This is a genomic window from Acetobacter sp. P5B1 (assembly GCF_018811985.1).
Lineage (GTDB): Bacteria > Pseudomonadota > Alphaproteobacteria > Acetobacterales > Acetobacteraceae > Acetobacter > Acetobacter cerevisiae.
On the sequence record NZ_JACRVS010000006.1, the window covers coordinates 1 to 24,988 of the forward strand.

17 protein-coding genes, 1 tRNA gene, 1 pseudogene and 1 riboswitch are annotated in these 24,988 nt (G+C 57.2%); of the genes and pseudogenes, 8 read left to right on the top strand and 11 right to left on the bottom strand.

Annotated elements, in window-relative coordinates; all coding sequences use genetic code 11:
* Positions 1 to 114, top strand: a pseudogene (locus tag KP703_RS05185) (IS5/IS1182 family transposase); the annotation flags it as partial.
* A 69-nt stretch (positions 115 to 183) separates the two neighbouring features.
* Here the strand turns inward: KP703_RS05185 and KP703_RS05190 are convergent.
* The 5 genes from KP703_RS05190 to KP703_RS05210 all read right to left on the bottom strand — a co-directional run bounded on the left by KP703_RS05190 (position 184) and on the right by KP703_RS05210 (position 7,196).
* On the bottom strand, positions 184 to 2,442 hold the full coding sequence (locus tag KP703_RS05190) for a TonB-dependent receptor domain-containing protein (protein ID WP_373687440.1): 2,259 nt from the start codon (positions 2,440 to 2,442) through the stop codon (positions 184 to 186).
* 252 nt (positions 2,443 to 2,694) lie between these two features.
* Positions 2,695 to 3,462: a helix-turn-helix transcriptional regulator gene (locus KP703_RS05195; protein ID WP_215754014.1), complete on the bottom strand. Its 768-nt coding sequence runs from the start codon at positions 3,460 to 3,462 to the stop codon at positions 2,695 to 2,697.
* Positions 3,459 to 3,707, bottom strand: coding sequence for a hypothetical protein (locus KP703_RS05200; RefSeq protein ID WP_061507846.1), 249 nt, complete (start codon positions 3,705 to 3,707; stop codon positions 3,459 to 3,461). The genes KP703_RS05195 and KP703_RS05200 overlap by 4 nt, the downstream gene beginning before the upstream one ends.
* Before the next feature lie 76 nt (positions 3,708 to 3,783).
* On the bottom strand, positions 3,784 to 4,623 hold the full coding sequence (locus KP703_RS05205) for an NmrA family NAD(P)-binding protein (protein WP_215754015.1): 840 nt from the start codon (positions 4,621 to 4,623) through the stop codon (positions 3,784 to 3,786).
* 167 nt (positions 4,624 to 4,790) lie between these two features.
* Entirely contained in the window at positions 4,791 to 7,196 is a 2,406-nt protein-coding gene (locus tag KP703_RS05210) for a glucose/quinate/shikimate family membrane-bound PQQ-dependent dehydrogenase (protein ID WP_215754016.1), read from the bottom strand.
* 418 nt (positions 7,197 to 7,614) lie between these two features.
* On the opposite strand from KP703_RS05210, the gene KP703_RS05215 reads away from it, so the two are divergent.
* Positions 7,615 to 8,823, top strand: a complete 1,209-nt coding sequence (locus KP703_RS05215) for an aldose epimerase family protein (RefSeq protein ID WP_252353857.1) — start codon at positions 7,615 to 7,617, stop codon at positions 8,821 to 8,823.
* Positions 8,824 to 8,843: 20 nt separating this feature from the next.
* Here the strand turns inward: KP703_RS05215 and KP703_RS05220 are convergent, their stop codons facing one another.
* From KP703_RS05220 to KP703_RS05240, 5 genes are all read right to left on the bottom strand, one after another.
* Positions 8,844 to 9,866, bottom strand: coding sequence for an adenosine deaminase (locus KP703_RS05220; RefSeq protein WP_215754017.1), 1,023 nt, complete (start codon positions 9,864 to 9,866; stop codon positions 8,844 to 8,846).
* A gap of 19 nt (positions 9,867 to 9,885) precedes the next feature.
* On the bottom strand, positions 9,886 to 11,007 hold the full coding sequence (locus tag KP703_RS05225) for an L-dopachrome tautomerase-related protein (protein WP_215754093.1): 1,122 nt from the start codon (positions 11,005 to 11,007) through the stop codon (positions 9,886 to 9,888).
* 181 nt (positions 11,008 to 11,188) lie between these two features.
* Positions 11,189 to 13,360: a TonB-dependent siderophore receptor gene (locus KP703_RS05230; protein WP_215754018.1), complete on the bottom strand. Its 2,172-nt coding sequence runs from the start codon at positions 13,358 to 13,360 to the stop codon at positions 11,189 to 11,191.
* Between the two features lie 123 nt (positions 13,361 to 13,483).
* Positions 13,484 to 13,708, bottom strand: a riboswitch (cobalamin riboswitch).
* 124 nt (positions 13,709 to 13,832) lie between these two features.
* Positions 13,833 to 15,278, bottom strand: a complete 1,446-nt coding sequence (glnA, locus tag KP703_RS05235) for a type I glutamate--ammonia ligase (RefSeq protein ID WP_043551888.1) — start codon at positions 15,276 to 15,278, stop codon at positions 13,833 to 13,835.
* 98 nt (positions 15,279 to 15,376) lie between these two features.
* Positions 15,377 to 15,715 (bottom strand): P-II family nitrogen regulator, encoded by a 339-nt coding sequence (locus tag KP703_RS05240; RefSeq protein ID WP_043551886.1) that lies wholly within the window; start codon positions 15,713 to 15,715, stop codon positions 15,377 to 15,379.
* A gap of 263 nt (positions 15,716 to 15,978) precedes the next feature.
* On the opposite strand from KP703_RS05240, the gene KP703_RS05245 reads away from it, so the two are divergent.
* The 6 genes from KP703_RS05245 (at position 15,979) to KP703_RS05270 (ending at position 23,034) form a co-directional block, all read left to right on the top strand.
* Positions 15,979 to 17,154: an aminotransferase gene (locus tag KP703_RS05245; protein ID WP_215754019.1), complete on the top strand. Its 1,176-nt coding sequence runs from the start codon at positions 15,979 to 15,981 to the stop codon at positions 17,152 to 17,154.
* A gap of 160 nt (positions 17,155 to 17,314) precedes the next feature.
* Positions 17,315 to 17,390: transfer RNA gene (locus tag KP703_RS05250), tRNA-His, on the top strand.
* A gap of 525 nt (positions 17,391 to 17,915) precedes the next feature.
* Positions 17,916 to 18,305 carry a hypothetical protein gene (locus tag KP703_RS05255; protein WP_215754020.1) on the top strand — a complete coding sequence of 130 codons (390 nt, stop codon included), beginning with the start codon at positions 17,916 to 17,918 and terminating at the stop codon, positions 18,303 to 18,305.
* A 729-nt stretch (positions 18,306 to 19,034) separates the two neighbouring features.
* Complete coding sequence (locus tag KP703_RS05260; RefSeq protein WP_215754021.1) at positions 19,035 to 21,428, top strand: TonB-dependent siderophore receptor; 2,394 nt, start codon at positions 19,035 to 19,037, stop codon at positions 21,426 to 21,428.
* 119 nt (positions 21,429 to 21,547) lie between these two features.
* Positions 21,548 to 22,183 carry a glutaredoxin 2 gene (gene grxB / locus KP703_RS05265; protein WP_215754022.1) on the top strand — a complete coding sequence of 212 codons (636 nt, stop codon included), beginning with the start codon at positions 21,548 to 21,550 and terminating at the stop codon, positions 22,181 to 22,183.
* Positions 22,184 to 22,227: 44 nt separating this feature from the next.
* Positions 22,228 to 23,034 carry an SDR family NAD(P)-dependent oxidoreductase gene (locus tag KP703_RS05270; RefSeq protein WP_215754023.1) on the top strand — a complete coding sequence of 269 codons (807 nt, stop codon included), beginning with the start codon at positions 22,228 to 22,230 and terminating at the stop codon, positions 23,032 to 23,034.
* Positions 23,035 to 23,287: 253 nt separating this feature from the next.
* On the opposite strand, the gene KP703_RS05275 is transcribed toward KP703_RS05270, so the two are convergent.
* Positions 23,288 to 24,784 (bottom strand): peptide MFS transporter, encoded by a 1,497-nt coding sequence (locus KP703_RS05275; RefSeq protein WP_215754024.1) that lies wholly within the window; start codon positions 24,782 to 24,784, stop codon positions 23,288 to 23,290.
* Positions 24,785 to 24,988 lie beyond the last annotated feature (204 nt).

The window sequence follows — 24,988 nt, forward strand, 5'->3', positions numbered from 1 at the left end:
TTGTTCATCCGAACTGTCGGTATCACCCGGGCCACCATGAGGATCGGGCTGGCCAATATCGTCTACAACATGCGCCGCTTCCTCTTCCTCGAAAGGTTGAACGCGAGCGCGTAGTCATCCAGCGGGAGGGCAGTCCCCGATCTGCTCAAAACGCAGATCAAAAGCTACCCCAAAAACCGTCAATCAAATCGCCAAAACCCTGAAATCACGAGCCAGGCGCATCAACCAACGGTTCTTCGATCCCTCCACCTTCACGTCATTCATATATGTCATAGCCATAGCGCTGCTATAGGTCGTATTGAAGTTAAACGACGCGCGGCGATAGGTATAATTGACGTTCGCTTTATACATGAACTTTGGATAGAAAACCTGATGCTTCCCCTTAATACTGACAGTGCCGCCATTATAGGGGATAGCGCTTGATTTATACTGGGCATCATTCCAACTGAAGCTATTGGTAATTTCCAGACCATGGAACGGGCGAATGGTACCCAGAACATCGGCACCATTCATGGTTTCACGCCCCACATTCAGATAGGCGCTGTAGGTATTGTTAACAGGGCCTGAGGTGATACCCGCCAGACGATTGTAATAATCCGTATGATAGAAATCGACTGCGCCGGAGAACAGAGCGGAGTTATAGCGGTAGCCGACAACATAGTTCCATGTTCTCTCCGGCTTCAGCTTACTCTTGTTTTCATCGAAAACCTGCTGGGCAGAATTGCTTGCATTCCCAAGACCTCCCCACGGCGTGCCACCGTTTGTCTGGGTTGCGTAATCATACGTGCGCATGTTTTCCGCAATATCCCAGTAGAATTCATGCTTATCAAGAAAATGGTAGTCAAAGGCAAAGTGCGGCAGAAACGCATTGGAAGAGGTCATGCTTCCGGACACGGGATGCGCGTAATACGTTCCCCACGTGGAAGCGAGTGCGGCAGTATTGTCCACTTTCGTGCCGCCATGCGTTGTCTGCGTCAAAGAGCGGAAGCCACCTTCCAACGTCATGCCCGGAATAATATGCCAGACGTCTTTCAGGTAAAACTGAAACGTATTGCTGTTGAATGAGTCCGCCCACCATGTGGTGCCGGTGCCTTTTTTAAAACCGCTCAGCGTGGCGTGTGCGCCATTCACGCCATCTTCATACAAACGTGTGGGATAGTTGAAGCTATTATTCTGATACCAGACACCGCTTTGAATATCATTATTATGCAGTTTCAACGTAAAGCTTTGCGTAAAGCCAATACGTCGGACGTCCGGGTGCCCCATCTGCTGCACCATGGGGATACCGGAGGTGGGAGACGTCAGAAAGTTGTTGGTCCCACCATAATCCCCGTTTGAAACATGCCCATAAAGAACCGTGTCAGATTTGAGATTACTGAGAATTTTATACTCATTGACCAGCGCGCTGAGATAATTCCTCTGCACCTGCGAGCCATCCCAGAAAATGTTGGAGGCTTCATCGGCTGAAAGCACACCCTGCACTTCTGTTGGTACCGTACCAGCCTGCGCATTAGCCGCCCAGCGAACGGCCTTTGCATAGTCAGGCTTGAGCATGGCAACCTGACCGTAGTTCTGCCACATGTTTTTCGTCATGGTCAGGAAGTTGTATTGTGTAAAACCAGAATAATCGAAAATTGCTGTCAGCTTCCCGCGGCCGTTCAGATAAGGTTGCACAAGTTTAAAGTTGGCCTGATTTTCCCGCTGATCTCCATACCCTTTCCATAAATTCTGTGACGTCCGAGCATAGGACGCGTAAAATTTTGTCCCGGTCTCATTCAGAATACCGCTGTCTACACGGGCAAAAGTACGAAAGCCGTTATAGCTGCCAAAGCTCTGGCTAATCTTGCCACCCGCCTTGTCTTTCGGGTCTGAAGACTGAAACGTCAACGCGCCGCCCAGCGTCTGGCCAGATGGCATATCGACTGCCCCTGCCCCCTGAGAGACAGACATGGACTGGATATTATCCTGAATTTCAATCTGGTCGATATTCAACCCATACCAGTTATGAAACCCAAATCCGCCCATTGGGATACCGTCAATCGTGCCACCCAGCTGAGACTGATTAAAGCCACGCACATAAAAGGTACTGGCAGCGGTATCCATCCCCAGAGCATCAGATGACCCAAAGCTGACACCCGGTGCCGTAGCAGCCAGAACCTGAAGCGGACTGGACCCAGCAGTAAAGTGATCAATCACGGCACGGGAGATAACCACCTTTGCGCCGACTGAATGGGCATGATTGGAGGTAACCTGCACCTCCTCCCCCGCAGCAGAACGGACAGCACGCGGCGCACGCGGAACAGAGGGAGAATGATGCCCCGCAGAGACACTCTTTTTAGAAGAAGGCTGCACCGGATGGCGCTGTTTTGCGACAGCCTTGCTAGACCGGGGTAATGAGGCATCGGCGCGGGCCTGCTCCACGCCCCCAACTGAGCACAACACGAGGGCCGTGCAGGTTAAAAAATAGGAACGTCCTCGCAAGCCATTAAGCAACGCCATCATTATATTCACCCGTGCCGCATATATTATACGATCTCACGGTATGGGATTCCGATACTAATTCGAAATGGATTCTCCGAAATTTGTATTCACGTTCTCGTGTACTTCCTCCATACGCAAGAATTCATAAATTTATTTCTTCAATGAATTTTATTCATGCAATTTTTTATAAAAATAAATGTAATTCTGTCTTTCTTAAAACGTAGCCATCACAATCCGATGCAGCCACACGCCCGCTTTTCCCTCCGGCACCGGCACTGCACTCTCAACTGCATCATCCTGCGCATGCACACTGCCTTGTTCCGAGCATTGATAAGGCAATACAGCCCAGCGTGTTCCCCTGTCTGAGCCAGAGGAGGTTTTTCCCTTGTCATTTTGAAGGGGAACTGAAGCCGGTGCCGCGCAGACACCATTATCTTGGGAGAACGCGTTTTCCACCAGAATCCCCAGAACCGGCTCCATCCCCGACCGCCAAAGCAGCACACGGTCAGAACGCCGGGGCGGCATATCGGGCATCAGCACCAGTGAACTACCTTCGCGCAGCAGCGGTTCCATACTGTCCGTATCCACGCGCACGGCGTAGGCGTCTCCCGTTACGGCGCAGGGGAGCGTCACATCTTCCCACAACACGCCGTTAGGGCGGCCTGTGCTATCAAACAGGCCGCTGCCCCGCAGGCGGGAGAGTGGCAGGCCGCGAATGCGCCGCGCTGCACCAATCCCTTGCCCGCGTCCCTCGCCTTCCAGCCTCCGAATAAAATCCGCCGGGGAAATTTTGAGAACATCCAGCGCCCGCAGCAGGGTGGGTAATGCCATCCACCGCATGTCACCATGCGGGCTGATCCTGCGAGACGGATTAAAGGTGGTCGGGTCCAGTCCCGCCGCACGAGCAAGACCGGAGGGTGTCAACCCCTGTTCCAGCGCCAGTGCATCCAGCGCCTCCCACAGATCATCCGGGCGAATCATTCATGTGGTGCAGACGCTGGCTTGAGCCCGTCTGCGATTTTCAGCACTTCCCGCGCATGGCGAGCCTCACCCTCATCGGTGACAAAAAAGCGGCCCTGTCCGTTATCCCGCACAAAGCCCATGCCTTCCATCCGCACCAGACACGGATCATCCCGCTGCCCGGCGGGACGTCCCACCGCTCCCGCCAGACACAAACGGTGCAGGGCGGAGCGACAACAGGTTTCCAGATACGGTTCATTCCACATGGAATGCAGGATCATCAATCACTACGGGGAATGCAAGCGGCTTCTCTGCTCAGGCCGCATTCTTCGTCAAAACCTGCTAAAAATAGGTTTTCAGATCAGTCGGGCCCTTTAGAGGGGCAGGAGGCACGTCATACGCCTGCGTGACAAAAATTTCTGTCATATGCGCGTAAGACTGCGCGGCACTGTCTGAAAACCCACTCTGACGATACGCTGCCAGCCACTCGGCTTTGGGAAGAGACGCCACGCGCACCGGCTGGTTCAAAACCTCCCCCAGCACCTCCGCCACATCCTCTGGACTATACTGCTCCGGGCCTTCCACCGCATACACGCCGACTTCAGAGACGGGCGCACGCAGCAACTGTGACGCCACCGCCCCAACATCCTGCGGAGCTACCATCGGCACTTTTTGCGCGGCAGGCAGAAAGGTTTCCAGAACGCCGGATGCACGCACGGCGTCCATGCCAAACGTCCAGTTGCTCATGTAGTAGGCGGCCCGTACCACACAGAGCGGAGTGCCCAACTGGCGCGCCCCTTCCTCAAATTCATACAGAACACCCAGATCCCCGCAGTGCGCGCCCGGCTGAGCGCCGTAGGTTGACTGAAGAACAATCTTTTCCAGCCCGGCACCCTGCAAGGCCTTCAAAATGGCCTGTACCGTCTTGCGTTCTTCCTCATCAGTATTCAGGGCCGGGCTGGCGGGCGGGTTCAGCACAAAGGCGCGCCTGGCTTTTTGAAACAAGGCGGCCAGAGCTGATGTGTCCTGCACATTCAGTATCGCTGCCTCAGCCCCTTTCTGCCGCCATGCTTCGGCTTTTGCCGCACTGCGGGTAACGACGGTAACAGCCTCTCCCGCCGCCAGCAACGCCCGCGCCACACTGCCCCCAACATGGCCCGTGGCCCCCATCACGACATACATTTACGCACCTCTTCTTACCCACATTCTGGCAGGCCATATCTGGAAATACCCCTGCACGCCACGGGCACAGCCTCATTTTCCCCATAAAAAAAGGGACGAACCCGTTTCCCGGTTCGCCCCTTCCCTTACGTCATGCCGGAACACCGTCCGGCAACAGTCTGGTCAGATCAATGCTTTTCCGCACCATCCGGCAGCGCATAGGCCACAATATAGTCGCCCAGCTTGGTGCCGAAGGAGCCGTGGCCGCCGTCGGCTGTCACCACAAACTGGCGACCATTGGCTTCATACGTCATCGGTGTGGACTGACCACCGGCAGGCAGACGGTCCTGCCAGAGCTGGCGGCCGGTCGTGACGTCATACGCCCGGATGTAATAATCCGCCGTGGAAGTCAGGAACGCCACGCCACCAGCCGTGGTCAGCGGGCCACCCAGAGACGGAATACCAACCTTGAAAGGCAGCGGCAGCGGAGAGCTGTCCCGCACGGTGCCGTTGCGGTGCATCCACATGATCTTGTTGGTCTTCAGATCAATGCCTGCCACATAGCCCCAGCCCGGCTGTTTGCACGGAATGCCCAGCGGGGAAAGGAACGCATGGAGGTCCACACCATACGGGGTGCCATATTGCGGCTGCACACCACTTTCTGAACCGGACGGCCCGACATTCGGGTTCGGCTCAGCCGGGTTGCGCGGCCCACGCGGGATAAGGGTAGAAACAAACGGAATGGCAATCGGGTTGGTAAAGGCAATCTGACGCACAGGGTCCACAGCCAGACCGCCCCATTCAAACATGCCCAGATTCCCCGGGAACACCAGCGTGCCCTGCTCGGACGGCGGCGTAAACGGCCCCTCATAGCGCAGTTTCTTGAACATGATGCGGCACACCATCTGGTCCAGCATCGTGCCGCCCCACATGTCCGCATCCGTCAGGTTTTTCTTCGGGCGGAAAGTGAGTTCGGAATAAGGCTGAGTAGGAGCCACATGGTCACCGGGGGCTGCACCCTGCGGCACCGGCGTTTCCGGAGCCGGGACAATCAGGTGCCCGTTGCGACGGTCCAGCACAAAGATGTTGCCCGTCTTGGCCGGCGCATACAGAGCAGGAACCACCGTGCCATCTGCCTGACGAATATCGACAAGGCTCGGCTGGGACGGAATATCCATATCCCATAGATCATGATGCACGGTCTGATAGAACCAGACCTTCTCACCCGTATCGGCGTTCAGTGCCAGAATACCGGAGGCATAGCGTTCCTGATCGGCAGAGCGATGACCGCCCCAGATATCCGGCGTGGCCACACCCGTGGGGATGTAGATCATGTTCAGCCGGGCATCGTAAGACGATGTAATCCAGGAGTTGGGAGAGTTCGCCACATATTTGTGGGTGTCGGACGGCAGTTCGTTCGGGTTGGGGTTACCCGCATCAAATGCCCAGACCAGACGGCCCGTATACAGGTCATACGCACGCGTCACACCGGAGGGTTCATGCGTGGAATAGTTATCCGTCACCGCACCGGAGACAATAACAACCTTCTGCGTCACCACCGGCGGAGAGGTCGGCTCATAGAACCCGGCCTCATGCATCGGCATGCCGCCCTTCAGGTCCAGTTCGCCATCCTGACCAAAACCGTGGCAGCGCTCACCCGTTTCCGCATCCAGCGCAAACAGGCGGCCATCATTGGTCGGCAGGAACACGCGGTGGCTGCACTCGGTAGGAGCCGGCGTGCCATCACTCGTCACATCACCGGGGTGCATCTCAGAATAAGAGACGCCACGGCAGGTCATGTGCTGGAAGGTCGGATTGTACTGAAGTTTCGGATCGAACTTCCACCGCTCCTTGCCCGTGGCCGCATCCAGCGCAAACAGGATCTGGTGCGGGGAGCAGAGATACAGTGTGTCGCGCACCTTGATGGGCGTGACTTCATCCGTGAATTCGCCCGGGTCATTCGGGGTCTTCAGGTCATGCGTGCGGAACACCCATGCCACTTTCAGACCGGACACATTGGCCGGGGTAATCTGCTTAAGCGGAGAATAACGGTCACCAAACTGGGTGCGGCCATAAGCGGGCCAGTCGGCATCGGCCGCATCCTGTGCATCACCCGGCACAATGGCAGCCTGCGGTCCTGCGGAGGGCAGAACGCCGGCAAGATCCTGCGGGTCCTGCGTCAGCGCAAAGCCATAGACTGCCAGACCAGCCACCACGCCCAGCGCCAGCGGCGCACGCCCCATGCGGGAGTGCGGGTAGAGGTCTCTGGTCACAAATGGCAGGAGCATCCACAGGCCCAGCGGCAGCAGCACGTCCCCACGCGGAGCCAGCGCCCAGAAGTCAAACCCGACTTCCCCCACGGACCAGATGAGTGTTGCGAAAACCAGAGCGGCATACAGCCACAGGGCTTCCTGCCGGCGCCGCCAGAGCAGCACCGCCGTGACGAGCAGGACCAGCCCGCACAGCACATAAAAGAGAGAACCGCCCAGAGAAGCGAGCCATGCGCCGCCTCCCGTCAGGAACAGGCCCAGCACTGCCACAAGGACAGTCGTAATCAGTAACGGCATACCGGGCCGCGAAGATGGTGGCGTCATTCAGGTCAACCAATGTTGTCAGAAATGTAAGAAAGGACCACAACCGTATAAGATAAATTCATTTTTTTCCAGAAAAATTCTGGAACTGCGTCGCGCCCGATAGAAAACAAAGCAACTGATTGCTCTCCGCACACACTCGGTATGCTTTTTATCTTTTCTCAAGAAAGAACACAGACTCTCTATCCTGAAGAAATAGAAATTTCTTCAAGAAGTCCTGAGAGAATTTTCTTTTTTTATCGACTCAATTCTAAAAACATTCCAGACAAGACTGTCAAAACATACAAAACCACAGACAGACACCGCCCGGCCCGTGGCCCTGGACATGAACTTTCATGCCCTCATGACGTTATTGGCCAGTATACGCCAACGCGGCGTACGGGCATTTGTTCCGGCCAGTACACATGAACGGTCTTACACCATGACTTCACGCTTAGTTTCGCCTGCTGCCAGACCACACGGCCTCATGGGCCGCCTCTCCCGCTCTGCAACACTGGGGCTGGCCGCGCTGGGGGCGCTGCTGCCGTCCCTGTCCCACGCGGCCCCGCCCGGAGCGTTTGAAGCCGAGCCGTTTGGCACACTGGCAAACGGGCAGAAAGTCTCGCGCTACACGCTGCGCAACAAGGCTGGCCTCACCGTGCAGTTTCTCTCTTATGGCGGGGTCATTACCGCCATTTCCACCCCGGATAAGACCGGAAAACAGGCCAATATCGTGCTCGGTTTTCCTACGCTGGAGGGCTACACACGGGATAGTGCAGAAGGCGGCCTATTTTTTGGCGCGCTAGTGGGCCGCTACGCCAACCGCATTGCAAAGGCGTCGTTTGATCTGGACGGCAGGACCTATCACCTCCCGGCCACCGAACCGCCGAACACCCTGCATGGCGGCCGGAACGGGTTTGATAAAAAGATATGGTCTGTCAAAAAACTTTCCGACCTGACAAACGCCACAGGGGCGGAACTCACGCTTGTCAGCCCGGATGGGGATGAAGGCTTCCCCGGCACGCTGACGGTCCGTGTGTCCTACATTCTGGACGACAGTAACCGCCTGAGCATCCGCTACCGCGCCAGCACCGACCGCCCCACCGTTCTGAACCTGACAAACCACAGCTATTTCAATCTGGGCGGTGAAGGCTCCGGCACGGTGGAAAATCACGTCCTAAGCCTGAACGCGGACCATTACACCCCGACAGATGATGCCTCCATCCCCACCGGTGATATTGCCAAAGTTGACGGCACACCACTGGATTTCCGCACACCGTACCGCATTGGGGAACGACTGCGCAGCACGTTCGGGCAGATGCGCCACGCCAAAGGGTATGACCACAACTGGGTTCTCACCGCACCAACCGGTCCGGCCCCCCGTCTGGCCGCCACGCTGACGGACCCGGCCTCAGGCCGCACCCTGTCCGTTTTCACCACGCAACCCGGCATTCAGGTTTACACAGGCAACAGTCTGGATGGCCGTTACGCAGGGCCGTCTGGCCAGACTTACCGCCAGACGGACGGCATTGCGCTGGAAACCCAGTTCTTCCCGGATTCCCCACACCACCCCAATTTTCCCTCAACCGTGCTCAGACCGGGTGAAGAGTTTGACCACACCACAGTCTTTGCTTTTGGGGTTGAGCCGTAAAAGGGTCTGATGGCCTGCCGTCACAACGCCGCAGTATGACGAAGCAAAAACGCATCAAGCCTTTCAAGCTGGTGCGTCAGAGCGTCATCATTCAGAAAAGAGCCAAGGAAACTGTTCCGCGCCAGCGTCGCAACATCCCGGTTTGACAGTTTCCCTGCATCGACAAGGGCGCGGTAATTCTCCGCAACGTAGCCGCCAAAATAGGCCGGATCATCCGAGTTCAGGGTCGCCCGCAGCCCTTTTTCCAGCATGATATCAATGGGGTGGTCCCGCAGATCTTCCACCACGCACAATTTGAGGTTGGAGAGCGGGCAGACGGTCAGGGTCATGGCGTCCCGCGCCAGACGGCTGGTCAGAAAAGGATCTTCCAGTGATCGGTTGCCGTGGTCCAGCCGGTCCACCCGCAGGATATCAAGGGCTTCATACACATAGGCGGGCGGCCCTTCTTCCCCCGCGTGTGCCACACGCTTCAAACCGGCATCGGCTGCGGCGGCAAAGACTTTTGCAAATTTTGAAGGCGGATGCCCGACTTCTGAAGAATCCAGCCCGACGCCGCTAATCTGCCCAAACCATTTTTCAGCAGAGCGGAACGTCGCAAACGCGGACTCTTCATCCAGATGCCGCAAGAAGCACAGGATCAGCAGCACGCTCATACCATGCCTGCGTCGGGCCTCTTCCACGCCAGCGAGTAGCCCTTCCATCACCACATCAAATGGCACACCCCGCAGCGTATGCGTCTGGGGATCAAAAAAGATCTCGGCATGCGTCACGCCATCTGCTGCAGCGCGGTCAAAATAGGCGACGGCCAGATCCCGAAAATCCTCCGCCGTCAGCAGCACATCAGCCCCGGCGTAATAGATATCCAGAAAATCCTGCAATTTTGTAAACTGATACGCCTTGCGCACATCCTCTACAGAAGAAAACGGGATGGAAACCCGGTTCCGCCGCGCCAGCGCAAACATCAGTTCCGGCTCCAGACTGCCTTCAATATGCAGATGCAGCTCAGCTTTCGGGATAGTCGAAATAAAATCCTGTGTAGACATTTTTGCTCCATCTCACCTTTTACTGCTGTGCAGGCTGAGTTGAAGCTGCGACTTCAGGCGGGGTAATACGCACCAGAATATACGGGCGTTCCTGCATGTCCTTGCCATTATGGAAGTCCGGCAGGCGCGCCCACTGGCCGACTGTCAGCAAAATGGTGTTGCCATCAAACGCCATGCTGTCCGGTGCAATCAGCCGGGCATCCTGCGCAACGAGGGACAGGCTGCCATCCGGTGCGCGGCGCACCACGGCATGGCGCTCAATATCCGTTACATACAGGCTGCCATCAGGGGCGGTCATCATGCCGTCCATAATCCCGACTTCCCCTTCGTCCTTCACGGCAGCTTCCAGCGTGGCTTCCGTGGCGTTGGGGTCTGCCAGCACAGCTGTCGGCGCGCTGTAGAGGCGGCGGGAAGACAGCGGAGACCAGTAAAGGCGCGTGGAATCCGCACTCAGGGCCACACCATCCACCCCGCCCTGCGGCACGGTGGGATGCTCGGCATCATACCGGCCAAGGCGACCGTCCGCTTCCATCACAAAACCCGGCACCGGGCTTACGGACACGGTTTCTTCCAGAATACGCCGCACCTTGCCACTGGCCAGATCCACCACCAGCAGAGCGGGGTGCGTGGTCTGGGACGTATCGCTAACAAATGCCGTGCCTGCGCTGCCATGTGTGAGGTCAACCCGCACATCATTCACATGGCTGTCTGGCCGCACAGCAGGTGTGCCAAACGCATAACGACGGACAATCCTGTTCGTCTTCGGGTCAATATGCAGCAGGGCCGGTTTGGCTTTGGCCTTGCTGCCAGCACGCACGCCTTCATCCAGCAGCCAGAGCTGGCCGTTGGCGTCCACCGTCATACCCAGCGGAGAAATCATCTTGCTCTGCGCGGCTTTGCTGGGAAACGGCGTCAGTTGCCCCTGCGTCCACGTAACCAGCACCGGGCCTTTATGTCGCTGGGCGCTGGTGGGGAGAGACAGCACAATCCGCCCGTCCGGCAGCCGCGCAATGCCGGACGCCTGCACATCCGGGAAGCGATCCGCCACCGTCACATTCCCGCTGGTGGTCCAGTTATGCACCGTGCTGTCTTCCGCCAGCGCCGTGCCGGACACGGATGCGCAGAGCAGGCCCATCAGCATGCCAGACCGCACCAGTGCCTTAAGCGTGCGACGCACCGGCTGGCGCTGTGTGTACTGTGTTTCGGGGCGTTGCGTGACCATACGGGAAAAACCTTTCTGAAATACGTCTCAAACTGTCTTGTCACTCTAACGCATGGCGTAAAAAAGGCCATTTGCCTTCTGGCATGCGCCCCGTGCGGGATCAGTAATTCAGCGTAAAGCCACCATATCCGGCGCGACCGGGCTGTAGGTAGCCAATCGGGTCTTCATACTGCCGGTTAAGCAGATTATCCGCCCGCGCAAAAACCGAGATATAGCGATTGATTTTGTAATGCGCGGTCAGATCAATCGTGAAATATCCATGCCCCTTGCCACAGGTGCTGCAATAATTTTCACCCACCAACGGGTAATCCCGCCAGCCGCTGGTGTAGAGAATATTGCCGGACAGCGTGAAGTCCTTCACCGGGGACCATGTGGTGTTGAAATTGAACTTATGCTGCGGGCGACGCTGCAACGGCGCATTATTTTCCGTATCCCGCGCGTGGGTCCAGGTATAGTTCAGCGCAAAACTGAGCGTATCCAGTGCTTTCCAGTCCAGGAACGCTTCCACACCATACATCCGCGCATGGCCAACATTGCCGTAGGAATAGATGTAATCCCCCCACGCGCTCCCTGCCACTGGCAACACGTAGGATGAAGACTGGATGAGATTCCGCACCTTGTTGTCATACCATGTGGCGCCAAAATGCAGTTTGTCATGCAGCAGTTTCTGCTCCACGCCCACATCGTAGCCAATCATGGTTTCGGCTTTCAGGTTAGGGTTGCCCTCTTCCCCCCAGCCTGCCCCACGCTGATTGACAAACAGCTGATACAGCGACGGCGCATGGAAGCCTGACCCGGCACTGGCTTTGATAATAGTGCCAGTGTTCGGCACATGAATGGCCGGAGCCACACGCCAGGTGACATGGTTGCCGTAGCGGGAATTGGAATCATACCGCACATTGGCCGCGCCGTAGAGAATGCGGTTCCAGTTGCCTTCATACTGCCCATAACCCGCTGTGGTATCCATGCCTGCTGTGGTGTGCATGGGTTCGGTCGGGTCACTGGTCGAGACATCAATCGTGTCATGAAAATGCTCGGCACCCACAAGAAGAGTCCCGTATTTGCGCAGGTCCACCGTGCCGTGCCAGTCCACCTTGAGTCTGGTTGAACGGTAATAGTACGGGTCCGTCATGGCGGGCTCACCATCTGCATAAGACCCGTCCTGCATGTAGCGGCGGCGGTTGGTCATGTAACCAAGCCCCAAAACCTGATCGAACATTCCGCCAAACGATGACAGATGCGCTGTGCCGCGCACAACAGCCTCATTCTGCGTATTCTGGTCCCGGATCAGCTGGTCACCGTTATACGGTGTGAACACGTCATCATACGATGTGAAGGTATGATAATTGGCCTGTATCAGGCGCGCCGTCAGACCGAGATCAAAATTATGCGTGACATCATAACCGAGTTTGACGTTTGCGCTGCGGTTATCATTCCGGTCGCCCGCGCGGCGCTGGGCACGATTGGCCTCATTATACCGATCAATATAACGCGGGATTTCATGAAAACCGTCGGTGCGGTAATGGGACAACACGACATTATAATGGAACCGCCCGCTGCTGCCGGACGCGCCAAACGCCTGATTGAAGGTACCGTAAGATCCACCCTCAATCCGCACAAACGGTTTGAAGCGCCCTTCACCCTGTTTGGTGTTGATATCAATCACCCCGGCCATGGCATCTGCGCCATACAGGCCGCTCTGTGGGCCGCGCAGGATTTCAATGGAGCCAATACCGTCCGTTACAAACTGCCCGGCATCAAACGCATTATCGGCGGAGCTGCCATCATTGATGTCCATGCCATCGATCCGCACCTTCACGTCATTGGCGTTTGAACCGCGCATGAAAATGGACGTTGTGCCGCCAAAGCCGCCAGACCGCACCACATTCAGCCCCGGCTGACGCGCCAGAATATCGGGCAGCGTGCGCCGCTGCTGGGTGGCAATCTGCTCATCCGTGACCACGGTGACGCTGGAGCCCACATCATCCGCCCGCACTGGCCTGCGCAACGCACTGACCGTGACAACCTCTGGCAATCCCTGAGACGGGCTGAGCGAAACAAGTGTACGCCCCGCCGGTGCTGTGCCGACCGGCTGCTGAGCCGCCGCTCCGGCCCGACCTTTCAGGATCTTGCCGGAAGAGGCGGCTTTATGGGCCTGAGATTTGCCTGAGGGCGTCTGTGCGTCAGAAAGGGCAGCAGCCTGCGCTACCCCGCCATAGCCAGCCACAGCCAGAATGGTGGAGGTTGTCAGCACGCAACGAAGGAAGGTCATAATACTCGTATCCTGTGGTCAGCCGTTGCCACAGGACAGCGTCTCCGGCCTGCCCCATACGGCAAGTAGCCGGGGCAGAACTCAGTTACGCACGCCAACACACCCCGACTGACGTTTCCTGGTCGCAACCACTTGCTGGATGGCAGGTCTCCTGGCTTGCGGCGTCGCAGCTGAGCAATCCCTTCCCGGAGAAACACCATCTCCAGTGGGCCGAACGCCTTGCGTCCGGACTACTCAGCCATACCGCTTACAGTTGCGGGGACAGCCCGGGACTAAGGCCAGCAAGGCCTGCACCCGGTTCCCTTTTCATTCCCTTGTGTGGGGGAAACCATCACAGGCGTTGTCTTATCGCCTCACCCCGCCGAGTCAATCACCCAAAAGGCACAGTGCAGCCCGGGCGCAGGCACAAAAAAAACGCGGCCCTCCGAAGAAGGCCGCGTTCCTGATCGACTGAACCTCTAAAGGAGAGGGATCAGACGGAGTAGTACATTTCGAACTCAACCGGGTGCGGGGTGTGTTCAAAGCGATACACGTCTTCCCACTTCACCGTCAGGTAGCTTTCGATCTGGTCTTTGGTGAACACACCACCAGCCAGCAGGAACTCATGGTCAGCAGCCAGAGCTTCCAGCGCTTCACGCAGGGAGCCGGCAACCGTCGGGATCTGCTTCAGTTCTTCCGGCGGCAGGTCATACAGATCCTTGTCCATGGCATCGCCCGGGTGGATCTTGTTCTTGATGCCGTCGATACCGGCCATCAGCATGGCGGAGAACGCCAGGTACGGGTTGGCCGTCGGGTCCGGGAAGCGGACTTCAACGCGCTTGGCTTTCGGGTTGGTGGCATACGGAATACGGCAGGACGCAGAGCGGTTGCGCGCAGAGTAAGCCAGCAGCACCGGAGCTTCAAAGCCCGGGATCAGACGCTTGTAGGAGTTGGTGGACGGGTTGGTGAAGGCGTTCAGCGCCTTGGCATGCTTGATGATGCCACCGATGTAATACAGGGCGGTGTCGGACAGGTCCGCATAGCCATTGCCTGCAAACGTCGGTTTGCCGTCTTTCCAGATGGACTGGTGAACATGCATGCCAGAGCCGTTATCGCCATAGATCGGCTTCGGCATGAACGTGGCGGTCTTACCGTAGGAATGGGCCACGTTGTGCACGCAGTATTTGTAGATCTGCATGAAGTCGGCAGAGCGAACCAGCGTGTCGAACTTGGTGCCCAGCTCATGCTGAGACTGTGCGACTTCGTGGTGCTGCTTTTCAATCGGCAGACCCATCTCACCCATGGTGGCGAGCATTTCGGCGCGCAGGTCGTTCTCGCTGTCCACCGGCGGTACGGGGAAGTAGCCACCCTTCACACCCGGACGATGGCCCATGTTGCCTTCCGGGTAGTCCTTCAGGGACGCGCCGGGTCCTTCGATGCTGTCGAGCTGATATTTGCCGAAGTTCGGGCCCGTGCCAAAGCGCACGTTGTCGAAAATGAAGAATTCAGCTTCCGGGCCAAAGAAGGCGGTGTCGCCCAGACCGGAGGACTTCAGATACTGCTCAGCCAGCTTGGCGGTGGAGCGCGGGTCACGGTTATAGGGCTGACCTGTGGACGGCTCGATGATGTCACAGAACAGGATCAGCTGCGGGCGGGCCGTAAACGGGTCCATCACGGCTGTTTCCGGGTCCGGCAGCAGAACCATGTCACTTTCGTTAATGGCTTTCCATCCGGCAATGGAGGAACCATCGAACATGAAGCCCTCGGTAAAGGTGTCTTCTTCAATCGTGGTGACATACTGCGTGGTGTGGTGCCACTTGCCGCGCGGATCCGTGAAACGCAGATCGACAAACTCGACCGAGTTTTCCTGGATCAGGTCAAAAACCTTAGCAATCGCTGCGGCTTTGCTGTCACCCGCAGTGGTCGTTTTCTTCACCATATGTCTTCACCTACAACCTGTTGCGCACCACACTCTTGCGGCACGTCTAGGATTATAAAACTCGCGTCCGCTCTCGGGGCGCCCCGGGCCGGGCTGCCTCAGATAGCATCTTCCCCTCGTTCCCCCGTGCGGATTCGCACCACGTCTTCCACCGGGAGAATAAAGATTTTGCCGTCGCCGATTCGTCCGGTGCGCGCTGCGGCCGAGATAGCCTCCACGGCGCGTTCCACCAGATTGGCGGGACAGACAACCTCAATTTTCATCTTGGGCAGAAAATCGACAATATATTCCGCGCCACGATAGAGTTCCGTGTGCCCTTTCTGCCGGCCGAAACCCTTGGCTTCGATCACGGTAATGCCTTGCAGGCCGAGTTCGTGAAGGGCTTCCTTCACCTCGTCCAGCTTGAACGGCTTGATTATGGCCTCGATCTTTCTCATGTCACGTCATCAATATATCTGGTGCTGCACTGAACAAGAGGGGGTCCTTCCTGCGCGTAACCTGCCCATAAGGCATGAAGGCTCAGGGCGAACAGCCCCAAACTTGCACGGGTTGGCCGCGCGGGCAATCGGCCTTGTGCGAAATATAACGATCCGGCATCAAACTCCCCTCTTTTCTCCCCTTGCCAGCCCGTGGCAGTCTGCCCGCCACTTTTGTAGTTTCCACTGCGTTTTTCCCCCGGCAGCCCCCAGGACATACGGCCATGACAAAACCGCTCAACCGGCAGATTGCCGCCCTGCCCACCACCATTTTCACCGTGATGTCGGAACTGGCCCGCGCGCATGACGCCATTAATCTGGGGCAGGGCTTCCCGGATACGGAAGGCCCGCAGGACATGGTGCAGGCGGCGGCAGATGCCCTGCTGGATGGCCGCAACCAGTATGCACCGCTGACCGGCCTGCCGGAACTGCGCCGTGCGGTGGCAGACTCCAACGCCCGCTTTCAGGGGCTGGAGATTGATGCGGAGTCGGAAGTTGTCGTCACCTCTGGTGCTACGGAAGCGCTCGCCGCCTCACTCATGGCGCTGATCGAACCCGGTGATGAAGTGGTGCTGATTGAGCCGCTTTATGACACCTACCTGCCCATGGTCCGCCAGCTTGGCGGCGTGCCAAAGCTGGTGCGGCTGGAGGAACCGGGCTGGACGCTCCCGCGGGAGGCTCTGACCGCCGCCTTTTCTGCCCGCACCAAGGCCATTCTGCTCAACACGCCCATGAATCCCACCGGCAAGGTCTTCACCACGGAAGAACTGGACTTCATCGCCGGTTTGCTGATTCAGCACGACGCCTATGCTGTATGCGATGAGGTGTATGAACATCTCACCTTCGGCACGCCGCATGTCTCGCTGATGAGCCGCCCCGCCATGCGGGAGCGGTGCCTGCGCATTGGCAGTGCGGGCAAGAGCTTCTCGCTCACCGGCTGGAAGGTAGGCTACGTCACCGCCCCGGCCCCGCTGGCCGCCGTGGTCGCCAAGGCGCACCAGAATCTGGTGTTTGCCACCGCCCCCAACCTGCAACGCGCCGTGGCGTTCGGCCTGAACAAGGACGAGCAGTATTTCCGCGATCTGGCCGGGGACATGGCCCGCAAGCGCGACATCCTCTCCGCAGGCCTGCGCGGCGTAGGACTGGATGTGCTGCCGTGTGACGGCAGTTACTTTGTGATGGCGGACATTACCCCTCTGGCCAACGGGCTGGATGATGTCGCCTTCGCCCGGATGCTGACGGAAGAAGCCGGTGTCACCACCATCCCCGCCTCCGCCTTTTATGACTCGTCCAACGGCACCCCGCCAAAGCATCTGGTCCGCTTCGCCTTCTGTAAGCAGGAGAGCGTATTGCAGGAGGCCGTGGCCCGCATCGAACGCTGGGCAAGCAAGCGCGGCTAACCCTCCCCGGACCTCTGGCGGCCCATAAATCAAGACACCGGACCGCCAGAGCGCCGCACCATCCGTGCGGCAAAAGCGGGTTGTGGAATTTTTTGCCCCTTCTCCGCATCTCGGTCTTGACGGGCCAGCTCCGTTTCTCTACATGAGCGCTTGCTGTGTGGCGGATGTAGCTCAGCTGGTAGAGCGCCGGTTTGTGGTACCGGTTGTCGCGGGTTCGAGCCCCGTCATTCGCCCCAGCAATTTTTTCCTGAAAAATCACCAATTAAACTCTTCGTTATTTTTTCAGAGTTTAGCGCGGCATAATGTGCTCCTCTTATACCTTTTAGTTCATCTGAAGGGGTGTGAAGACGTATACCAACCGCTTCTGAGGCGTCGGAGTTATACGATCAGATTCACAATTCCGAAGAAGCGCTGGATAGACGTTTGGGCCATGAAAGGCTTTGTCAGTTGTCTACATCGGGAAATTGTGCGGATCCCAGACACAACAGACAGTTTTAAAACTATCGGGCGTCAGGATGCCGCAATCACAGCTATTCATTCAACCTCATAGGGGTTTCTTGCGCTGTTCTTCATCAATCAATACAATCAATAACGTCTTTGGGTCTGCTTTTTGATAGTCAATCAGGGACTCGAATGGCTCACTATGACCTGCGGGAGATCCATTGCGGATGCTGTGATTAAATAATCCAGCCTACAAAAAATGCTCGCACTGCCAATTTTTCTAAATCAAGATGATATATATATTACAGGTGAAAAAAATTATGCCGTCAAAAGAAGTGCAATCATTTCTACACATAATATTTAGTATAGGAGCAAGAGATTATAAATTTTCTTCGGAATCTCGAGCTAAAGCAAAAACTAAGAAAATGTGGAGGCTTTCTCTTCCTAATAGAATTCCCTTTGCTGTTCAGATTAATACTAAAATACCTATAATTTGGATGGCAGCAAAGGATGAAAGAAACATATTAAAGGCTTTAGGAAAGTGGGATTTTTATCCGTCGAGCCTTGATGACGGTGAACGTAAAGGCAGCCATTCTAATCTCACGCAGATAGAAGAATTTCGCAATCGCCCAGACATGGTGAAAGTGACTATTACGACTCATAATCCCACATCTATCCAACAGGCTTTCTCTCGCATTATCGCTCACTGAAACGATGAATTGCACTCCAACAAGACAATTACGAGGTGCACCTCTACTCTCAAGCCCCAACTAGAAACCGCTCTGGCTCATATGCAAGAAGGCAGCATATGTCGTAATCACGAAACTAGACCATCCTGTTTGTTGGGCCTTAGACCTTCTCGGCCATGAGGAGAAGGTGAATGCTAAGAAGAGTATGGTTTAGTGATCCTGTCCATGTCCAGTATGACACTGGATCCCCCCCACGTCTAAGCTAAGGCTTTTCATGCTTACAGCGGTCCCAAAGTTTCAGTTGGGACTGATGAAAGAGCGTCAGGCTGAGCGTTGCCAGAGATCCATTCAAACTAACTGACACAATCAAGGAAAATAGCCCCGGTTTATGAGGCCAGTTGTAATGACTTTGAGCTCTGTCATTCGCCCCAGTATTTTTTCCTGAACACTACTCTCGTTTTCGCTTAAGTCTGTATGCGTTATTATGACGCTCCGTCTTAAAATACGGTACAGTGACGCACATTATCTCCCATCTTCCCATACATTTTACGCATCACCATAATGCACAAAATCGCACAGTAGCCCCCATTTTCCGGGGGAACGCTGCGCAACTGTATTATTCCTGCATCAGTCCCATGATTATATTCCTTCATATACAGGTTTATGCACGGCCATATATGGACAACGCTCGGCAGGCTCGGCAGAACCGGCTCACCTTTTGTTCATTTCTATTCCGGACCTGCCAGAGCCATGCACGATCGTTTTCCCCGCCTTTTCGCCACAGGGACATTTGGCGCACTCCTGCTGACGAGCTCTGCTCTGGCCTCAACGCCCGCTCCGGCCCCGCAGACCGCGCCTGACAAACAGGCCGCCATTAAAGCAGCCCCCGCCAAAAAAGTTGCGCTTAAAACCCCTGCGGCTGTGGTGCCCGCAAAGCGCACCTCCACTCCCATTGCCGGGATTCTTGACGGCTCCAATGGGGAAACGATCAACGTCCACGGCCACCATGCCGCCGACGGCACCGCCGCCAAATATATGAACAAGGTTGTGTATCTCGGCCCGCTGGGAAACCGCGATACGCTGGATACGCCCTATTCCGTCATGGGTGTGACGCATGACGTTGTGGTCAACCAGCAGATCCGCAGCATCAATGACATGGCGCAGTATCTGCCCTCCGTGCAGCTGGAAGTGCGTGGGGACCCCAACACATCCCGCCCGCAGTCCCGTGGGTTTGAATCCGATGTTGTCGCCAACTCCCGTCTGGACGGCCTGAACGTGGTCTCCACCACCCCGTATCCGGCGGAATGGGTGGATAACCTTCAGGTTCTCAATGGTCTGGCAGGGGCCATGTATGGGCCGGAAAACCCGGCTGGCGTGTTTGAATACACGCTCAAACGTCCGACTGACCGCCGCACGGAGCGGCTTTCCGTTGGTGTGGATTCCATCGGCACCCCGACTGTGAATGGCGATATTTCCGGTCGTCTGGGCCGCAATGGCTGGTTTGGCTACCGCCTGAACATGCTGCATGCCGATGGCACGGCCTACACGCAGGGCAGCTCCATGCGCCGTGAAATGGTCAGTGGCGATTTCGATTTCCATCTGGATGACAAGACAGTTATCGAAATTGACGCCAGCCACTACACCTATGACCAGCGCGGCGGCGCGCCCGGCTTTGGTATTCTGGCCACCGGCGTTGGCGGCGACAAGCTCCCGGAAGCTCCGGATCTGAGCAAGCGTCTGGCTCCGGAATGGAGCGGCTACCACATGGAAACCAACACCTTCCTCGGCAAAATCAAGCATCAGTTTAATGAAAACTGGAGCTTCACGCTGGGTGGTTTGTATCAGGACGCAGCACGTCAGGCTTTTGGTGTAGCTGATACGCTGTGTGACGGCGGCAAAACCTGTGGCGGTCTGCGCGGCAGTGACGGCTGGTACAGCTCCAAAGCCACCGCCACCACCACCGCGAACGATTTCCGCGTTGGCAGTAACATGGCCTACATCAACGGCCGCGTTTACACCGGCCCCATCCGGCATGATCTGGTGATTGGCACCAACGGCTACATGATGGGCAACTACAACCCGGTTGCGGCCTCAACCGCTGCGCAAAATCTGGGGATCCACAACATGTATGGCGCGAGCCAGAACGGTGGCACGCAGCCTTATTATCATGGGCGCTATAAATCCAGCAGCATCATGAGCCAGTCCTTCATTGTGGGGGATACCCTGCAACTGAACAAACACTGGTCCATCATGGGCACGCTCTCATGGGGCTGGATCCATCAGCGCGGCGCTCTGAACGCCAAAAGCGCTCTGCGGGATACGTTTGAAACTTCCGCAGCCTTCAGCCCGACCGCCAGCATCATGTATAAGCCGACCGATAACCAGACCTTCTACTTCACCTATGGTCGGTCTATTGAAGCCGGACCTGTTACCCCCAACAGCACCAGCTACACCAATACGAACATCGCGCTGCCTGCCGCCCATTCCGAAGAATATGAAGTGGGCTACAAACTGCGTTACAATACCATGCAGTTTAACGTAGCCGGTTTCCGCATGACGTCGCCCTACGCCATGTATGTCGCCGCCGCCAACCCGAACGCCGGCTGTGCTGCCATGACCAACTGCCAGACCTACCAGTATGGTGGCACGCAGCGGAACTATGGTGTGGAAGCCCAGATTTCGGGTGAAGTGCTGCCAAACCTTTCCGTTCTGGCGGGCATGACCTGGCTGGATGCTGAGCTGGTGCATGCGGCCTCCCCCACGCTGGACCGCAAGGAAATTGTGGGCGCGGCCCCGCTGCAGGCCAACCTGCTGCTGGACTATCGCCTGCCCGCGTCTCTCGGTTCCTTCGCCTCCGGCTGGGCGTTTAATGCCAACGTGCATTACATGGGCAACCGCGCTGCCAACGTGACCAACACGCTGCACACGGGCTCCTACACCACGCTGGATCTGGGCACGCGCTACACCTTCCGCGCGACCGAGCGCCTGCCGATGGTCCTGCGCTTTGGGGTGAGCAACGCCACCAACGAGCGCTACTGGGCCTCCGTCTTCACCGGTGCGCCCAGCGGCACATCCGGTGCCTCTTCAAGCCTGTATGCCGGCCTGCCGCGTGTGTATCACTTCACGCTGTCTGCTGAGTTCTAAGCACACCAGCCCTGCCAGCACTGCGGTGCAACGATCCTTCCTCTGACGTGTTCTGGTTACGCAAAACCAAGAGACTGGCCGGCCCTCCATGGGCCCGGTCGGAGTGAGGAAGTCTGTCGTTGAAGCTCTATATTTACGAACACTGCCCGTTCTGCTCCCGCGCCCGCATGATGGCGGGCCTGAAGAATATCCCGGTTGAACTGTGCGTTGTGATGGAAGGCGACAGCGAAACCCCGCTGCGCCTTACCGGTAAAAAGGGCCTGCCCATCCTGCAGAAAGACGACGGCACCTGCATGCCGGAAAGTCTGGATATTGTGCACTATCTGGATGACACCTACCCGCCACGCCTGCTGACATCCCCCGCCAATGAGTCCCTTATGGTCTGGAGCAAAGAGACGTGGTCTCTGGGGCTTAAGCTGATTGTGCCGCGCTTTACCCGTGGCAAATTTGCAGAAGTGGCGACCGATGCCGCGCGACAGGCCTTCATTACCCGTGAAGAGCAGCATTTTGGCAATCTGGATGCCCTCATGGCGCAGACAGACACGCTCCTGCCCCCTGTGCAGGCGCAGCTTGAGAAGCTGGACCCTCTGCTGGCCAGCCCACCTTCCCTGACAGAAGCCGACTTCCACCTCTACCCGGTACTGCGCTCCCTCAGCATTGTCCAAGGCCTGACCTTTGACCCCCACACTCTCCGCTATATGCAGGACATGGCGCAAAAAAGCCGTGTGCCGCTGCTGACGGATCAGGCCCAGTAACTGCTGATACCGACTGCTGATATTGGACGAACAGGAGACCCCGTATGACACCGCACACATCCGGCCAGTTTTCAGGCAAAATTGCTGTAATTACCGGAGCTGCCGGCACCATCGGCCTTGCTGTAGCCGAACATCTGGCCTCTCTGGGGGCGGACATTGCCCTTCTGGATCTGCAAAAAGACAAACTGGAGGACGCAGCCACCAAAGTTCGGCAATACGGCAGCACTGTCCGGCCTTATGTGTGTGACGTAACGGATGCGGAATGCGTTAACAGCACAACAGAGCAGGTTGTTTCCGATTTTGGAAAAATTGATTTCCTGTTCAACAACGCTGGTTTTCAGGGGGCTTTTGCGCCGATACAAGATTACCCGGAAGAGGATTTTAACCGCGTCATTCAGATCAACGTCTGTGGCGCATTTCATGTGCTGCAAGCCGTTGCCCGCCAGATGGTGGCGCAGAAATCCGGAGCCATTGTGAACACGGCCAGCATGGCCGGGGTGCAGGGGCCGCCCAATATGGCAGCTTATGGCGCGTCCAAATTTGCCATTGTGGGGCTAACGCAAACAGCCTCCAAAGACCTTGCGCCGCATAATATCCGCGTCAACGCCATTAGCCCTGCCTTTATGGGGCCGGGGCCGATGTGGGACATGCAGGTGGAAAAACAGGCCAAAGCCAAGACACAGTATTTCTCCACCGATCCTGAGACCGTAGCGAAGCAGATGATTAGCAGCGTGCCCATGCGCCGCTACGGCAATATTTCCGAAATTCCGGGGGTGGTGGCGTTTTTGCTGAGCGATGCCGCCAGCTACATGACAGGCGTTAATCTGCCGATTGCAGGCGGCATTCTGTAAAACCCGCACGGGGCACAGACCCGGCATACCGTTTTTACCCAGAACCTTTTGCAGCACCCTGCGTTTGGCCTCCAACTTTATTTATGGAGACCTGGTGTGAAAACGCTGCCGCCCTGCCCCGCAGATGCCCTTCAAACGCGGCGCAGACACGAACTCTGGACAAAGAGCAGCCTGTTTGCCCGCCCAGACGCAAACGGGGCGGAGGATTTCCCTCCGCCCCGTTCGGAACTCATGCAGGCAGGAACGCCGCCGCTTACTCCGCCGCAGCCTGCGCGGCGCGGTGCTGGGCGTCCCACCGGCGGGTAAAGGGCAGACACACCACAAACAGCAGCGTGCAGCCAATGCCCAGCAGGAACAGCATACGGAACAGGCCCGCATAAACCGGCAGGGTCTGGGACGGGTCACCCGAGGCCACAGCAGGCCCCACCGCCGCCAGATTGGCCAGCGCGCTGCCCAGATACATCGCCACACCGTTGGACACGTTGTAGCTGCCCATCATGAACCCACCGACATTGGCGGGCGCATACCGCGCGACCACGGCCAGCCCGAGCGCGCTGATCAGCAACTCCCCGACAGACAGCGCCCCATAGGCCCAGAACATCACCCAGGGTGAGACCAGATGGTTGCCCCCCGTCGCCGCACTCCACCACCAGATCAGGAAGGAGAGCGAGACCAGCGAGAAGCCGACAATGAACTTCTCGGCAATGGGGAAATTCCAGCCCCGGTCCGCCATGGATTTATAAACCCAGGACAGAAGCGGACTGGCCAGCATGATCCACACCGGGTTAAGCGCCTGAAACTGCCCGGCTGACATATGGAACAGCGTCACGCCACCCAGCGTAAAGGCAGAATCCACATCCCGCAGCGCAAACAGCGTGAGGGATGTCACCATTTGCTGGTAAAACACGAAATACAGCATGGTCTGCACAATCAGCAGATAAGCCAGACGCAGGCCGGGGCGCACAGCGGCAGAGGCGCGGCGATACAGCAGCGTCCACACCACACCCACGCTCAGTGCGGCAACCCACACGCAAGCTCGGCCCGCTGCCGGATAGCGCAGCAGCCCGACCATAACCGCCAGAACCAGCACCATCCCGCCCAGCACCGCCATAAAGCGGGAGAACACCAGCGGCTCAAAATCCGGGCGGGAGCCAATGCGCGCCAGCCACTTGCGGCACACCGTGTAGCACGCCACCCCAAGCGCCAGCCCGGCCGCACAGACCAGAAATGGCGGAGACCACCCATACTTCTCCTGCAACCACGGCGTGAGCAGCAGAGACAGTGTAGAGCCAACATTGATGCTCATATAGTAAATGGTGAAGGCCACATCGATGCGAGCATCATCCCCTTCGTAAACCCGCCGGACCAGATTGGCCGCGTTGGATTTGAACAGCCCGTTCCCCAGAGCGATGACCGCCAGAGCGACAAACAGCGCCATCTGGCCACCCAGATCCACGCCCAGCAGGACATACCCCAGCGTCAGCACCACAGCGCCCATCACCATGGTGCGGCGGGCGCCCAGAAGGGTGTCCCCTACCCAGCCCCCTACGGCCGGAGCGGCATAACACACGGCGGAAAAGGTGCCCCACAGCAGGTTGGCCTGCGTATCGGAAAAGCCAAGCCGCTGGATCATGTAAAGCAGCAGGATGCCCTGCATGCCGTAAAAGCCGAACCGTTCCCACAGCTCAATCGCCAGCACGACAGAAAAAGACTGGGTTCGGGACGGCAGAGAAGACGCAGATGCTGTCATGAAGTCCTGACCATATTGTGATGCCCCCTCCTACACCAGTTCCGCCACAAGCACACACCCCGCACAAATCCGGCCTCCAGCGGCACAAAACCGGGGAAAACACCCCTCTTACGGAGATTTTCCTAACCGGAATGTGAAGCGACAGACTGCCCCGGTCCTCTTATCCCGTTCATCCGCCTGCCGCATGATGCCCATACGCCTCAT